General features: G+C 39.8%; 12 protein-coding genes and 1 pseudogene. 1 reads left to right on the top strand and 12 read right to left on the bottom strand.

All coding sequences use genetic code 11. The features are described 5' to 3' along the window. Positions 1 to 936, top strand: a pseudogene (locus AB5Z01_RS07665) (hypothetical protein); the annotation flags it as partial. A 101-nt stretch (positions 937 to 1,037) separates the two neighbouring features. Here the strand turns inward: AB5Z01_RS07665 and AB5Z01_RS07660 are convergent. The 12 genes from AB5Z01_RS07660 to AB5Z01_RS07605 all read right to left on the bottom strand — a co-directional run bounded on the left by AB5Z01_RS07660 (position 1,038) and on the right by AB5Z01_RS07605 (position 14,509). Then, a complete protein-coding gene (locus AB5Z01_RS07660; protein WP_368365437.1) occupies positions 1,038 to 1,874 on the bottom strand; it encodes an IS3 family transposase in 837 nt (278 codons plus the stop codon). Beyond that, a complete protein-coding gene (locus AB5Z01_RS07655) occupies positions 1,871 to 2,212 on the bottom strand; it encodes a helix-turn-helix domain-containing protein (protein WP_287216103.1) in 342 nt (113 codons plus the stop codon). Before AB5Z01_RS07655 ends, AB5Z01_RS07660 begins: the two co-directional genes overlap by 4 nt. A gap of 116 nt (positions 2,213 to 2,328) precedes the next feature. Then, complete coding sequence (locus tag AB5Z01_RS07650) at positions 2,329 to 2,796, bottom strand: RyR domain-containing protein (RefSeq protein WP_368365435.1); 468 nt, start codon at positions 2,794 to 2,796, stop codon at positions 2,329 to 2,331. After that, the gene (locus AB5Z01_RS07645; RefSeq protein ID WP_368365434.1) at positions 2,793 to 4,430 is read right to left on the bottom strand and encodes an IS66 family transposase; all 1,638 of its coding nucleotides are present in this window, start codon (positions 4,428 to 4,430) and stop codon (positions 2,793 to 2,795) included. The genes AB5Z01_RS07650 and AB5Z01_RS07645 overlap by 4 nt, the downstream gene beginning before the upstream one ends. A gap of 144 nt (positions 4,431 to 4,574) precedes the next feature. Then, positions 4,575 to 4,931 (bottom strand): IS66 family insertion sequence element accessory protein TnpB, encoded by a 357-nt coding sequence (tnpB, locus tag AB5Z01_RS07640; RefSeq protein WP_368365433.1) that lies wholly within the window; start codon positions 4,929 to 4,931, stop codon positions 4,575 to 4,577. Further along, complete coding sequence (locus tag AB5Z01_RS07635; RefSeq protein ID WP_368365432.1) at positions 4,925 to 5,329, bottom strand: IS66 family insertion sequence element accessory protein TnpB; 405 nt, start codon at positions 5,327 to 5,329, stop codon at positions 4,925 to 4,927. Before AB5Z01_RS07635 ends, tnpB begins: the two co-directional genes overlap by 7 nt. A gap of 152 nt (positions 5,330 to 5,481) precedes the next feature. Next, positions 5,482 to 11,181 carry a hypothetical protein gene (locus AB5Z01_RS07630; RefSeq protein WP_368365431.1) on the bottom strand — a complete coding sequence of 1,900 codons (5,700 nt, stop codon included), beginning with the start codon at positions 11,179 to 11,181 and terminating at the stop codon, positions 5,482 to 5,484. Beyond that, positions 11,178 to 11,627, bottom strand: coding sequence for a hypothetical protein (locus AB5Z01_RS07625; protein WP_368365430.1), 450 nt, complete (start codon positions 11,625 to 11,627; stop codon positions 11,178 to 11,180). Before AB5Z01_RS07625 ends, AB5Z01_RS07630 begins: the two co-directional genes overlap by 4 nt. Further along, positions 11,620 to 12,012, bottom strand: coding sequence for a hypothetical protein (locus AB5Z01_RS07620; protein WP_195221123.1), 393 nt, complete (start codon positions 12,010 to 12,012; stop codon positions 11,620 to 11,622). The genes AB5Z01_RS07625 and AB5Z01_RS07620 overlap by 8 nt, the downstream gene beginning before the upstream one ends. A gap of 10 nt (positions 12,013 to 12,022) precedes the next feature. After that, complete coding sequence (locus AB5Z01_RS07615) at positions 12,023 to 14,002, bottom strand: AarF/UbiB family protein (RefSeq protein ID WP_117904557.1); 1,980 nt, start codon at positions 14,000 to 14,002, stop codon at positions 12,023 to 12,025. Between the two features lie 16 nt (positions 14,003 to 14,018). Then, positions 14,019 to 14,180: a hypothetical protein gene (locus AB5Z01_RS07610; RefSeq protein ID WP_368365429.1), complete on the bottom strand. Its 162-nt coding sequence runs from the start codon at positions 14,178 to 14,180 to the stop codon at positions 14,019 to 14,021. Further along, a complete protein-coding gene (locus AB5Z01_RS07605; protein WP_117904555.1) occupies positions 14,180 to 14,509 on the bottom strand; it encodes a hypothetical protein in 330 nt (109 codons plus the stop codon). The genes AB5Z01_RS07610 and AB5Z01_RS07605 overlap by 1 nt, the downstream gene beginning before the upstream one ends. Positions 14,510 to 14,514: the final 5 nt, after the last annotated feature.

Raw genomic sequence — 14,514 nt, 5'->3', positions numbered from 1 at the left:
ACATTCGATGCTTATTCCTATCAGACTTTGGAGAACAAGCAGAAATTCATCTCTCAGATCATGACAAGTAAGACTCCCGCGAGAAAGTGCGAAGATGTAGACCAGCAGGCACTCACTTATTCCGAGATCAAGGCACTTTGTACTGGCGATGACCGTATCAAAGAGAAGTTGATGCTTGAAAATGAAGTGAAGGAACTGAGGATACTGGCTGCGGAACACCGCAACACAGTATTTGAAATGGAGGACAAGATCGCTCGTTTCCCCGAACAGGAGCAGAAACTTACAGCTATTCTTGCTGATCTCCATACAGACCGTGAAGCACTCCGCAAGCTCCCGATCGATCCTGAGCGAAAACTGCCCGTATTCAAAATCACCATTGGTGAGACTGAGTACACCGACAGAAAAGAAGCAGCTAAGGCTTTGGAAGATGCGGTGCTTGCTATCAAGTATGCGGATACTCCTGTTAAGGTCGGCTCGTTCCAGGGCTTTGACCTGAGCGTGACGGTAAACAGCAATATGATGGGCGGCGGTATGTCCGCTTGTCTGCAAGGTGCTACTTCACATACCACGAAGCTGATCGAGAGCTTTGCCCATAACCTGAACCGTCTTGAAGCTGCCCTCTACAACATCGACGGCAGAATCGAAAGGACACAGGATAACCTTGCGAAGCTCAGGCTTGACCACGCAGAAGCACAGAAGATCGTAGCAGAGCCGTTCCCTCAGCAGGAGGAGCTTGATACTAAGGAGCAAAGGCTGAAAGTCGTGACTGATGAGCTGAATCAGGCGGCTATCGAAGCGAAGAAGAACGCTCCGAAGCGTGAAAAGACTTGCTACTTTGAACGAGCTAAGATGAAACGTGATGCCGCAAGGCTCGCTAAAAAGCCGAAAACGCCGAAGGACAAGGCTAAGAGCAGGAGTAAGCAAGGAATTGAATAACATAAAAGTCAACCGCAATTTTGAACTGACCCCAAAAAGTTAGACAAAGATTCAAAAGAAAATTTATGCAAAGCGACTAAGAGGAATCTTGGTCGCTTTTGTTATGCAGCTTTATGTCTGAATTCCACAGGAGATAGACCATTCAGCTTAAGTTTGATGCGTTTGTTGTTGTACCATTCTATGTATTCATGAAGCTCTTCAATGAAATGCTCGACAGAATGAAATTCCTGCAAATAGAGAAGCTCCGTTTTCAGCAAACTGAAAAAGTTCTCGGCACAGGCATTGTCAAGACAATTCCCCTTTCGGGACATGCTCTGACAGATGCCTTTCTCTTTCAGCATTTTCTGATAGTGTTTGTGCTGATACTGCCAGCCTTGGTCTGAATGAAGAATCAGATTTGTGTTGTCCGGTATTTTTGTAAATGCTTTCTCAAGCATATCCGTTACCTGATTCAAATTCGGATGACGGCTTAGATTGTATGAAATCACTTCGCCATTATATAAATCAATGATTGGTGACAGATACAGCTTTATGCCAAACAAAGCAAATTCAGTAACATCTGTTACCCACTTCTGATTTGGCTGATCTGCTTTGAAATTCCGTTTCAGAAGATTTGGTGCGATTCTGCCGACATTACCCTTGTATGAGTGGTACTTATGCATACGAACACGGCAAAATATGCCCATTTTACGCATCAGTTTCTGTACGGTCTTGTGATTGATCACAAACTTCTTCTTCAATTCTTTTGTAATTCTCCGATATCCGTAACGCCCTTTGCTTTCCTCATAAATGCGGCGTATTTCAGTTTTGATTTCAGCATATCGATCTGGCTTTGGATGATCAAATTGCTTGCTGTAATAGTAATAGGTACTGCGGGGAATATCGGCAATCTCAATGAGCAGTCCTATTTTATGTTCATGCCTCAGTTCCCATATCACTTGTGCTTTTTCTCTTGCCGTACCCGCTCGGCAACCAAGGCATTCAATTTTTTTAAGTATGCATTCTCCGCACGAAGACGCTGTACTTCTGCAATCAGATCTTCTTCTTTCTTAATTTTCGGAGGTCGCCCTGTGGATTTCCTTCCTCTGCGTTCTATGCAAAGCCCCTCCGCTCCTTCCTCAAGATAGATTCGTTCCCATGCTGCTACTCTATCATGATCGCATATGTCAAATTGACGTGCAGTTTCACGATAGCTTAACTTTTCTCTGTGCATTGTTTCCACTACTTTGATTTTGAATTCCGGTGTGTATCTTTTGTTCGGCTTTCCTTTTGGCATAAAAATGCCCCCTTTCGTTAGACTTTTTATTGGTATATTTCTATTATACCACATTGTCTAACAAAAGGGGAGCATTTCATTTAAGTGGTTGACTTTTCTTTACTTTATATTACAAATCAAGCTTCTATATCTTTTCTAGTAATCTTATAGCCCAACTTGGTAATCAGCTTGAGCGTTTCTATAGCAGTATTACGATCGTACTCTTTTTCAGATTCTGGTAGTTCATCATACGGTACAAGGCAAGGAGTGGTTTTCTTTTCAGTATCCTTAACTTCTCCATAAGTCCATCCTTCTTTAATGCGCCCAACTGCCCACACATCGTGGACATTGGCTGCTATCAACTCAGTAAGGGCTACAAGGTCATCTGAAAGCGTGATATCATTTGTTTGCATAGGATTTGGTGTGTACTTCATTTTTATTCCGTAACCGCCAACCAGAGCAGCGGGCAAAAAATGAGCCGAGATCAACCTCGGCTCAAATCCCGTATTCGGTTCATCACAATGAATTACTGTGAGCTGCTGTGAATTACTGTGCGGTGAAATACTGTCAGTTACTATGAAATACTGTGGATGAGAAGCTGTCACTTAACCTCAGCCTCGTTTTCGATGATTTGATGATATGTTCTGTGGCAGGTTTCAGGCAGTGCAGCACTCCACGGCATGATGCTGTCAAGCTGTTCTTCCGAAGGTGTTTTGCCCCACGAAGGAAGAACCAGCATCAGATAGGAGAGATAACCAAACACATTCAGTCCGTTTCGCTTGGCTGTTTCGATCACGCTCATGAAGAGAGCGCTCGCATCTGCACCCTTATCCGTCGCAGAAAAGAGAAAATTCTTACGGTCGATCACAAAAGGCTTAACGGTGCGTTCTGCAAGATTATTTATCATTTCCACTTCGGGATGATCTAAAAACAGAAGAAGCTTGTCTTTCTGATTCAGGGCATAGGTGACCGCCGCGCCAAGGTGTGAACCTTTACTCGGTCTGAGCGTTCCGATGAAGTTGTAGAATTCTTCTATGATCGGTCTTACCTCTTTCTGCCGCATCTCCAATATCTTTTCCGGCGAGACGTTTGCTTTTCTTGCTTCACGCTCCAAGGCAAATGCTCTGTCGATGATCCCGACAGCTTTTACCGCTTTGCTGTTTTTATCATTTTCAGGTATGCTGTCCACAAACTTGCGGCGAGCGTGCGACCAGCAGCCTGCGTGCAGATATTCTCCCGAACCATAGGACTGAAACCCATCGGTCTGCACGATACCGTCATAACTGCCGAGAAGTTCCTCTGCGGTCACTTTTGAACGGTTGTCCCGATACGTGTAGATAGCGATCAGAAGCTTTGCTGACGCTCCTGTGCAGACCACCCACATCTGTCCCAGCTTTTTCACAGGCTTTCCCTGTATTTTCAGGACACGCAGCGTAGTTTCATCAGCGTTCAGGACGGGTTCGAGGTAAGCATACTTCCAGAAGTGCTTCACAACAGGTATAAGCCATTCTGAACTTTTGATGATCCAGTTTGCAAGTGATGTGCGGTTCAGGTAGATGCCCTGCATCTTGAAGTGCTGTTCCATACGGTAAAGCGGTTCGCCAAGCAGATATTTCGCCTCAGCGATATATGCGATCAGCTCTGCTTCTGGCAGACCTCTCGGAATGACAGGCGCAGGAGTCAGATCCGGAGCCTTCACAATATTCGCCTTATCTCCGTGCTTATCGCAGTGTTCACATTTGTAGACCTCACGAAAGTATGTGATCTTAAAGATCTTCGCAGGGATAATGCAGAGCCGTGTGGTGATGTATTCTTTTGAAAACGGCACGAGCTTACTGCCGCAGACCGCACATTTTCTCTGATCTTCGGGGAGCGTATGCACGATCTCTTTCGTTTCAAGATCACCACGCAGTTCATTTCTGCCGCGGTGTTTTCCGGTTTTCTTCGATTTTTTTGTGATGGAATCCTCGGTAGGCTCAGCGGCAGAAAGATTTGACAATTCTTCCGCTTCGTTGAACACATTACCATCCAGATCCATTTGTCCGTTGCAGATGAATTTCGATTTCTCGCTTTTCTGTCCGAAGAGCATCTTGTTCCGTTTGAGTATCTGCTCTTCCAGATGCTCGATGTGAAGAGCTTGATTTTCGTTCGATTTTTTCAGCTCATCATTTTCTTTTTCAAGCTCAGAGCACTTCTGCACAGCGGCTTCATATGCTGCTTTCAGTTCTTCGTATGTCATAGCAAAAGCACTCCTTTCCCTGAAATTCCGGACGGTTCATGATACTCTGATTATACCATGATTTGCCCGATCTTTCAAGAAAAAGAGTGCCATTGAAGCATAGAAATATTGTCCACATTACTGTATATTTTCATCGTGGAAAAGTCAGCATATATCCACACCGCCGGCTACTTTTTTGATTGCCTTTGGTTGGTCGATCGACAGTCCCTGCGTGAGCCAGATGAATTGTTCACGGGTAATACTCCTGACCTCCTGTTCATTGCGCGGCCAGGAGAATTTCGCGTCTTCAAGACGTTTGTACAGCAGCAGAAAGCCGTCATCTTCCCATAAAAGCACCTTCATACGATCTCTGCGCCTGCCGCAGAACAGAAACGCGCTGCTTGCGAACAGGTCAAGCTGAAACTGCTGCTGTACAAGTGCCGCAAGTCCGTCAATGGACTTACGCATATCCGTATGTCCGCAGACGATGTAGATATTGTCAGCAGTTAAGTCTTTCAGCATTCTTTCAGACCTCTCAGCAGCGTAAGCAGAAGCTTCTCGGATATATCTGCTGGCATTTCGACCTCGATCCCGTCTTTACGGACGATCATCTTTTGTGGGACAGCCGGTTCAGGTTTCCCAGGTTCAGCGCTGTCCGCAACACATTGTGTCTGCACCGCAGCTGTCGTGCAGGTGACGCTTTGAGAAACACTCAGCGGTACGATCTGCTGCAAAGGCGATCCAGCTCGTTTCAGCAGTTCTTTTCTCACCACATTCAGGCGTGAGTAGTATGTGTGCTGACTGATCCCCTTTTCCTTGCACCACGCTGTTACGGTCATACCGCTGCTCTGGCATTCCTGTATCTGATCTGCCCACTCCCTGTGACGAAGCTCGGTTTTTACTTCTCTGATCGTTGGCATATTCTCAGCTCCTTTCGGGGTAAATCCCTTTGGAACTATTTTATCGCTTTTTTAGTGCCGAATCAACGTTAGGGTGTGGTTGGCGGTTACTTTATTCCTCCATTTATATACCCACGCCCTCTTGCTTATTACAAGAGGGCATAGTATTTGATTTAAGTGTTTGATCTTTTCTTTCTGAACAGCCATATGCCGACTCCTACGAGGACAGCGATAATGACGCCTAATAGGATTCTAAACCAAAGGCAATAGAAAAGTCCTACCTGAATAAAGGATACTTCCTGCACAGTATAAGAATTTCCGGCTTCATCGACCAAAACAAAACTGAGATTGTGCCTTCCCTTATCCAATGTGTATGACAAAGATTTATCCGCTTCAGAGTAAGTGAAATTGGTCATCAGCACTCCGTTGTCATATACTTTACACTCATCGGGATTAAGTGATTCACTGATATCGGTAATAGTATAGGTCTTAGAATTTTTGATAAATGCCTTTCCTTTTTTCAGATCACTTGGCACTTTACATGATGGTGCAAGTGCATCAATCCTTATCCATGCAAGAGATATATTTGAAGTTTCTCCTTTATACGTGTTCTCTGCCCTTAAATAAATGTCCTTGTTCGTTCCTTCAGGATAATTATCTATGAAGAACTGACCTGGTAATGTGTAGCTATAAACACCTACCGCATACATATCTTCGCTGTTATCTGCGTTCAAACCAGTATCATCTGTTTTGCCATTTTGGTCTCGTAATACGATATTGGTTTTGGAATCTGTAGGAGCGAACACTGTGATTTTTAGATCCTTAAAATCATCAGGTCGTTTGCTAATTGGTGTCTTCTCATCTTTCTGCAACGAGTACCAACCTGTAGAATCCTTAACGTTATCCGCTTTTTTACTTTCCGTAATATAAGCAAGTACATCGGAATTCATCATTAAAACCGAGGTGTTTCGACACAGAACACTTTTATTCCCCGCTTTATCAACAGCCGTTAAATCAAACGAGTAAATACCATCTTTCTTGAACTCAGGTAATGCGAACACCGCCTCTTTCATCTTATTTTCGGTACCGGTCTCAACAATTTGCGTAATATCTCCGTTTTTAGAGGTTGAAGGAGCAATTGTTCCGATTTCTTTTCCACTTGTATATTCCGGTGTGTAAACAGTTAGTGCATACTCTATGCGATCAAGGTTTTTATCGTTCATGGCAACAGAGGGAATAAAGCCATCATCAACACCTGTATTATCAGTGAAAATTTCCAAGTTTGTATAAGCCTTATCAGTATCACTTACAGACTTTCCATTCCTCTGCGATATGACTGGATTTGTGAAGTCAATTTCAAATATTACAGATTCTTGTGATGGTGTTGAATTGGATGCCATGTCAAATGGAGTAACACTCACAACATAAATACCATCATATGTATCATATTTACCGTCTTCTTTCTTGTTTGAGAACGGTATGGTAAATGTGTGTTTGTCTTTATCTTTCTCATCAGTACTCCAAGTACCTCTTGAAACAATTTCCATCCCGGTCTTATCATGTGTTTCACCTGGATTTTTTCGCTTAATTTCAACGTGTGCCAATGAAGGATCAAAATTATGTTCAGTGATTGTTATTACAATGTTTTTGTCAATTTGACTAACACCAAAATAGTGCTCCTTATTTGATGTTTTAAACTCATTAAAATTAGTCTTAAGAACCGGAGGCGTCTGGTCTACAACAAAGGAAGTGGTTGAAGCATTCTGACTGTGATTTCCAGCCATATCGGTATAGGAAATATTATAGCTATAAACTCCGTCTTTAGAGATTGTATATTTTCCTATATGTACATTGGCGTTATTTTGATCATTCTCCCACGATGTAACTTCAACTTCATCATCATTCAACGTAAAATGTACATCTTTGGATCTGAAATTTCTTTCATCTATAGTAATTGTAACAACTTGATCTCCATTGTAATAAGCAGCATTTGAAGTTAGAGTTGATGAAATAGCAGGAGCAGTCTTATCTACATTATAGCTCTTTGTAGTTGCAGCTTCGACCTTGTTCTTTGCATTATCCGTCAGATTAACAGAAACAAGATTTTCATTTGTATCACTGGTTACAGTCACCATGAATTGTAAACTCGTAACAAGATTAGAGTCCTTTCCTATAGATTCATTGATGATAATTGCCTCGTCACCTGTGGTTTGAATATCTCCGTTCTCATTTACAGTTATAGTGCCTTGTTTGTTATCGTTTGCGATTGACCATTCTATTTCAGAGATGCCTGAAAAAGAATCCTCAACGGTAATAATAAGGGGAACATCTTGATTATAGAATACAATATTCGTGTCATTTTCCTGGTACACATTTGATGGAGATACTGTGCTTGATTCTTCAATTTTAATAGACGAAACATTTGCGTGAAGTTCCGCATCCTCAACTATAGTACCGTTTGCATATCTCAATCCTGATGTATGTTTATAATTGTCGTTTAAATAATTAGAGGAAGCCACATTATCAACAACAATCGCCCATATTTGCCCCTTGAAACCTTTCTCAATCTTAAATTCGGCATACCCCTCCTGAGAATTCCAGTTTTCTGTGCCACTGGCATATACTGTCATAGAAATTGGCTCTTGACTACCGGCTTCACGGCGATATAATGTGACATAATTTATGCCTGACGAAACATCTTCATCCTTTACATAAACACGCACAATTGTATCTTCCTTGAAGTAGTAGCCGTAAGTTGAATATTCAATATCGCTGCCATTTTCACCTTTAGATTCAAATCGGAATTCAGTTATCTCTGGATTCTTTGTATCGATATGAACAACTTTTTCACGCTTGTTTTTCAAGGACAACTCAGTATTTTCAGAAGCATAATTACCTGCATTATCTTGCGAATCAGAAATAAGGAGATAATGCCCCTCGGAGTCTATGTTATAGTTATATCGGACTTCATCTGTATATTTGGTTTTTGTCTCAGGAGAAGCAAACTTAATTGTTTGGTTCTCAACAACTACTCCGTCTTCAGTATGTGAGTACTGATCATAGACAGCATTATTATTGGAATCCTTCACATTCAAGGAAACATTATTCAAACCTGAGTCTTTGTCGGATGCAACTACTTCATAATTGAACGCAGAAGGATACCATATTTCACCATTAACGATGTGCTGATTATTCTCTGGTAGTATGATTTCAGCACTCGGCTTTACATTTTCCAGCTGCAACAATGTCGAACTAGATTCATTAGTTGAAACCACACCATCTATTATTGTTAGATAATAATTGGATTTATTTCCGAGTGCGTCTTCAATTATAAAATAAGCGGTACCAGAAGCATTTACAGGGAGAGTATCAAACACGAATTCTCTCGTTTGTCCATTTGAAGAAGATGAACTCACTTTATACTCTTCTTCGCCCCACTTAAGCTTTACCTTTTCGTCGGTTTCATCAGAAAAGCCACACCCAGATTCGTTATCTTCAACTTTAACAGAAAGGCTAACGGAATCATTGCCAAAAATTCCGAAAGTGAAGTACTTCAAAATAGAGGGTGTATAAGTATACCGATCTTCAATAACTGTAGGTGCATCTGTATCAACGTAAAACTCAAATGTACCATTGTTTTCATCGGTTATATTTCCAGCGAGATCTGTTGCTTGTACTTTTAATGTATAGCATCCATTTGCCTGATATTTGTCACTATTAATTTCAATAATATGTTCCTTACGATCTATGGGAACATTATACGAAATATCTACCGAACTTGTAGTTATTACAGTCTCACCATCAACTATCTCCTCATTATCAACTTCAATCGGTTCAGTGGTTAAAGTTCCAGAAGACAAATCATTAGGGGGGAACTTCTCGACTATCTTTCCATCGGGACCGATTACTGTGCAGGTATAGTTCTTCAGTCCTTTATCATCTTTTATGGTAATTGCAATCTCTTCCGAAAAAGATGATCCCCCATAATATTTTTTGCCATCCGCATCAACATATTGTGGTGTGGCAGAGAAAGACACAGTAGAATCATCTTGATCTTTGGGATCGTAGAATATATCACAATGATTATCTTTTGAATCGAGAAGATACGCCTCTTCACTTTTCGTATTATTGTGGCTCTTTATCAAAAAGCTGATAGTGTTAACTCCTTGCTTATTAAGGCCATTTAGTTTGCTAACTGGGATGTAACAGTTTTTATATCTATAGTTGGACTTATCAGAGTATACGATTATTCCATTTCTTTCAGCATCTTGCTGGTTTCTAACGCTCAAGCTATGTTGCTTTCCATTAACATTAACAATAATACTATTAAGTGATGCATCATCAACTTCAAGTTTGATATAGTCGTTATCACTTGCATATATTGCATTGGAGTAAGGATTCGTCTTTGAGTTTTCATCTCCAAATATAAGTGAAGGTTTGGCTGTTGCCTTTTCAAGATCTTCTGTTTTATCATAATAGACAACAGAAGCTTTTTTTATAACTGGCTTTGAACTCTTGATGGCATTAATTACAAAGGTTTGTTCGTTTTTCGCTCTATCCCTAACAATAAATGTAATTGTATTATTAGCTAGACGGTCATCATTATTTATGTTAGTAGTAAATACGTACCCACCATTTGATTCATTGAACTCTACATACTGTTCTCCCTCTCCGCCAATATTATATGTAACCGATTCAATTCCAGAGCCGCTCTCATAAAACGGTGCATCAGTCGTAAAGCTACGCTGCGACCACCAGAAATTTCCGGGTTGTGGCCAAAACGGATCAGACATATTGACAGCGAACTCTGTAGGTTTTGTTTTATCGAAATTATAATGAAAAGTCTCCTCTGCCACTTCATGATCAGTGTCATTGTCATAGGCAGCCCAAAAATGAACATAATGATGATTTTCCGGAATAACATCGGCTAACGCCTCAGAGTCCCATTCAGGATTCCACACACTTGCTGATCCATACGCACCCCAGTCATGCTCATCTGTACTTGATGTTTTGTAATAGATTGATACATCCTCTGTCGGAATTGATGTTACAAGCCAGTTTAAACTATTATTCCACTTGTTTTGATCCGTATCAATTCCTGATACACTCAGATACGGCTTAGAAGTATCCTTTATAGCAATAGATGTGTGCTGAATATTGCCCGCCTCATCAATTACATAAAAAACCACTTCGTGATCTATCATTGATGACTCGCCATGAAGAATGAATCCGTACTCGCCGTTATTATCATTAAGTGAAATTCTATTGCCTACAGCTTCGATTTCGGACTTTTCTGTCACCTCGCTGTTATCAAGTACATAGTATATTTCAAGATTAGAAGACAGGTTATCATTTATTGAGGATGAATTTTTTATATCAAAATTCTTGTCATCGATTCTGATTTTTTCTACACTGAAAGCGTCAGGGATTGTTGTATCATACATATAAGGTAAAGCCTGACAATCAACGACTTCATCCTGATCATCTTGTTTTCTAACAGCCCAGAACTTAATATATCCCTCGCCGTCTTCAAACGTCGTACCATCATTCCAAAGTTTGGCATCAGAATCAGAATAAGTTCCCCACATATGATTAGCAAGAGGAGTTTCACTTGTCTTGTAATATAACGTTGCATCCATACTAACATCTACAGTCCACTCATCAAAATTGTTTGTCCAGTTATCAGGGATGACAACATTTAACTCCAAGTCATTTTCTTCAGTTGTGGGTTCAGATACATCCTCGGTTTGCTGCCCAACACTATCTTTGAGATCTACAGTATCTTCAGCAATAGCCACAAAACTCGGGGCATTATAACTGAAAGCAAGTGCAAGTGCTGAGATAAAGGCAAACATTCTTTTTGCGTTTTTCATTGATGTACTCCTTTCTTAACTGCAAATGCGTAATTATTTCCATTTAAGACTGAATGAATATAAACAGAGAATACTAGCAGTGATAGCGTTATGCTCAATACCAATATCTCGTTAGAAAACAAAGTCTTTACAATAATAAAAGCAATTGCCGAAACGATCATTAGAATATCGATAAATCTGCTTTTCTTATTTTTAAAGAAACAAAAGATTCCTGGAAGAAAGTATTTTCTATAATTATGTTTCTCACGGATCTTCCCCAGATAATGCGTTAGTATTAAACCTACAATTAGTCCTATCCAGAATATGAAACCGACCATATATGCTAATGCTTTCTGCAGTTTAGTTCCTTCAAAATTAGAAAAAGGAATCAGAATAAATGATAAAGCCGATATGAGAAATGATATCACACTATACAGCAAAATACCGCAGTATCTGTTTTTACTCATGTTTATCATCACCGTTATCTTCGTGAGAGTTATCGCTTTTTTTTGGCTTTAATAGATCATGCAAAGCTTTATATGAAGTTCCATTAATATATTCTTTTTTGAACAAGCTGTTTCCCTTCCTTCGATAAGGAAAGTACGCAAATGCTCCTAAAACAAATGCGATCAATGCAACGAACAGCGAAAGCATCATGAAAAGGTGCCAAGATTTGTAGTTAATTCCAAGCGTGCTATGAAGGCCCGTTATGACTGCAAATATAATAAAAACACCCAGCATGCAAGTGCAAGCAGCAAATCCGGTGAAAATGCCGTAAACAATGTTACCTATAACAGGTTTTTTCTCGAATCTTCTGTCAAAAGTCATCTTGATTCGTTTTATGAATTCCACATTTGCCACCTCACATTTTTTCAAGACTATTAAGCGTTTCAATAACCTCTGAACGTTTCACGCTTTTTTTCTCAGCTATCTGATTTATGACATAGTCGCCTTTGTTGTTTAAGGTAACGGCTAGCATCTTGATAATGGTACGGTACTCTTTTAAGTTAGCATTTTGTACAATCAAATCATACGCATCTACATAATCATAATCATTTTCTCGATCAACGCAGTAAAGAGCTATTGCCAGCTTGTAACCAATATCGTCTGTAGAAAGGCCTAGCGAATTGACACTCGCCGCAATTGAAGGCAACTCAACTGGATTAGCATGCTCAATAATCTTATCAGCATATTGGATCTTATCATTGTTATCATCAAGCTGATTAAGTAATGTAATCATAAGTGTCGCCTCTGAGGAATTAATCACATTATCATTACATAAGAACACGAACGTTTCATCACAAACTTCAAGTTCCTGTGCTCCAGTTGCCAATTCCATTCGTTCAAGTGCGATTTCAGACAGCTCCCCCTGCTTTGTGGTTTGATATGCAGAATCTCCTTGTTCTATGTGATTATTTATCTCACTGACCAGGTTATTCCAGTTGCTTTTTGCGATTCGAGCACCAATTGCTCGATAAACACCCGATATCAGTAGCAACGAAAGGAAACAACCAATGCAAATTCCAAATGTTATAGAGGAATTTTTTACTTGTTTGTTTTCCCCCTTTTTAACAGTTGGAATAGAGTCTCTTGCATCTTCCAAATCACGAATTATCTCGTCATATCCATGATAGAATGCTGGATCATTCATATACCCATCTAAGCGTTTGCGAGTGCATTTCTTTATAATATTCTGTAAGGCAAGATTATATCTTCCACCTAATGGTCCAGTACATTCAAGAGATAAATCTCGCTCATAATAAGAATCGTGATTCAGCAAATGCGATTCATAAAAGCGTGATTTACGGTTTAAAGTTGAGAATTCTTCGCTGTTAGTTACTAATTCAACAATATTTAGGCATTCCCAGAAGGTTGCCCCAAATGAAAAAATATCGCTTTCAATTGACATTCTTCCAATTTCAAAGCCATTTGTTTTGTCTTCACTTTTATCATTGAGTAGAGTTAATGGGAAACTGTCATCTATTGCAGCCCTAAAAGCTTCCGGGGCTGCATAACCAATCGTTCCATGACAAAATGGATGGTTGATGTCTTCTTTGACTCTGACACCATTATCATTTATGTACTTAAATGGTGCGAGCTTATGATATATATATCGATCACGCTCATCTAAAAATTCTGATCGTCCAAAATCAATTAAAACTAATTCTTCGCTTTGGCTTGTGACCATGATGTTTTCGGGTTTTATATCAAGATGCAGCACTTTCTTTTTGGATGTCATGCTTATAAATTGTAATATACCACACAGACTCAGCATATAATGCAACATTTTATCTTGATATCTGAAAAAAGTTTTTTCATCTTTGTATTTTTTTAGAACTTCTTCCTTTTCAAAGTCCTTAAACTCATGGTATTTAATCCAACGATTATCTTTAAACTTCTCAAGTCCCCAAAACTGCCTGATACAGTATTGTTCCAAAGACCAACCGTCGATATATTCTTCAACAACACAGAAGCAAGGTATCATTGCACCATTTAATTCAATGCTTTTACTTCGGATGTGCTTTGATATTTCTGGCGTTTTCAAATCAAAACTTTCGCCAAGATCTTCTATAACATCATATATCCGAGCCACACTACGACACTCTTGAAGTTCTTCAAATATTCTAAGTTCATTATTCGTAAATCGCTCAAAGCGAGAACGAGAGTAGGGCTTAAACTTCAAAACACAAGAGAATGATAACTCTTCTTCATCTTGACCGTTTACAGAGATTTTTCTGCCTTTAAATACAAAGCTTTCAGTTCCCTGGGCAATAAAGCCATGTGGGAAATCCTTTTCATCTATCTCATAAATGAATTTACTGCCCTTTATCTGGGTACTCACCGAATCACATCTCTTTCTAATCCAAGTTCTCTGGTAAAGCTAAAATTCCAAAAATAGATTGATCTACCTCGGTATCGTTGCATTCAAAAAGAACGATCTCAGTCTTAATGTCATCGTTGATTTCATCAAAAAGTTCAATATTTCCGAGATCGTCTGAACTATTAACCGTTTTGTTCATTAATTTCCACCTTCCTCAGAAGTTGGATTTTCATTGAACGCAGCTAAATCGGCATCAAGCTGCAAATATGCATCTCTTGCACTTTTTACAGCCCCTTCATTTATCGCATCGAGAACTTCTCCAACACTTCCGATTTTTTCAAGAATGTGTTCAACCTCTTTTCGATATTGATTAGCACCAGCACCTTGCCATTTTCCGAGTAATGCTTCGTTAATCCGTTTGAATTCCTTTATAATATTATCAAAGTCCGTTTTGGCTACCTGACTATCCTTTTCAAATTGTACAAGCTTTTCGATATCAGCACATCTGATATGATTACCATCAGCCATTACTA

The organism is Ruminococcus sp. RTP21359st1_H3_RTP21359_211015 (assembly GCF_040909065.1).
In the GTDB taxonomy this organism is placed as follows: Bacteria; Bacillota; Clostridia; order Oscillospirales; family Ruminococcaceae; genus Hominimerdicola; species Hominimerdicola aceti.
Note: the sequence above shows the minus strand (reverse complement) of the source record. Positions and strands in the feature narration are given on the sequence as shown.

What these genes read in the sequence shown, in the direction of transcription:
- AB5Z01_RS07625 (WP_368365430.1), bottom strand. Translation starts at nt 11,627, where the DNA reads ATGAGTAAAAACAGATACTGCGGTATTTTGCTGTATAGTGTGATATCA.
- AB5Z01_RS07635 (WP_368365432.1), bottom strand. Translation starts at nt 5,329, where the DNA reads ATGCCAACGATCAGAGAAGTAAAAACCGAGCTTCGTCACAGGGAGTGG.
- AB5Z01_RS07630 (WP_368365431.1), bottom strand. Translation starts at nt 11,181, where the DNA reads ATGAAAAACGCAAAAAGAATGTTTGCCTTTATCTCAGCACTTGCACTT.
- AB5Z01_RS07645 (WP_368365434.1), bottom strand. Translation starts at nt 4,430, where the DNA reads ATGACATACGAAGAACTGAAAGCAGCATATGAAGCCGCTGTGCAGAAG.
- tnpB (WP_368365433.1), bottom strand. Translation starts at nt 4,931, where the DNA reads ATGCTGAAAGACTTAACTGCTGACAATATCTACATCGTCTGCGGACAT.
- AB5Z01_RS07610 (WP_368365429.1), bottom strand. Translation starts at nt 14,180, where the DNA reads ATGAACAAAACGGTTAATAGTTCAGACGATCTCGGAAATATTGAACTT.
- AB5Z01_RS07655 (WP_287216103.1), bottom strand. Translation starts at nt 2,212, where the DNA reads ATGCCAAAAGGAAAGCCGAACAAAAGATACACACCGGAATTCAAAATC.
- AB5Z01_RS07605 (WP_117904555.1), bottom strand. Translation starts at nt 14,509, where the DNA reads ATGGCTGATGGTAATCATATCAGATGTGCTGATATCGAAAAGCTTGTA.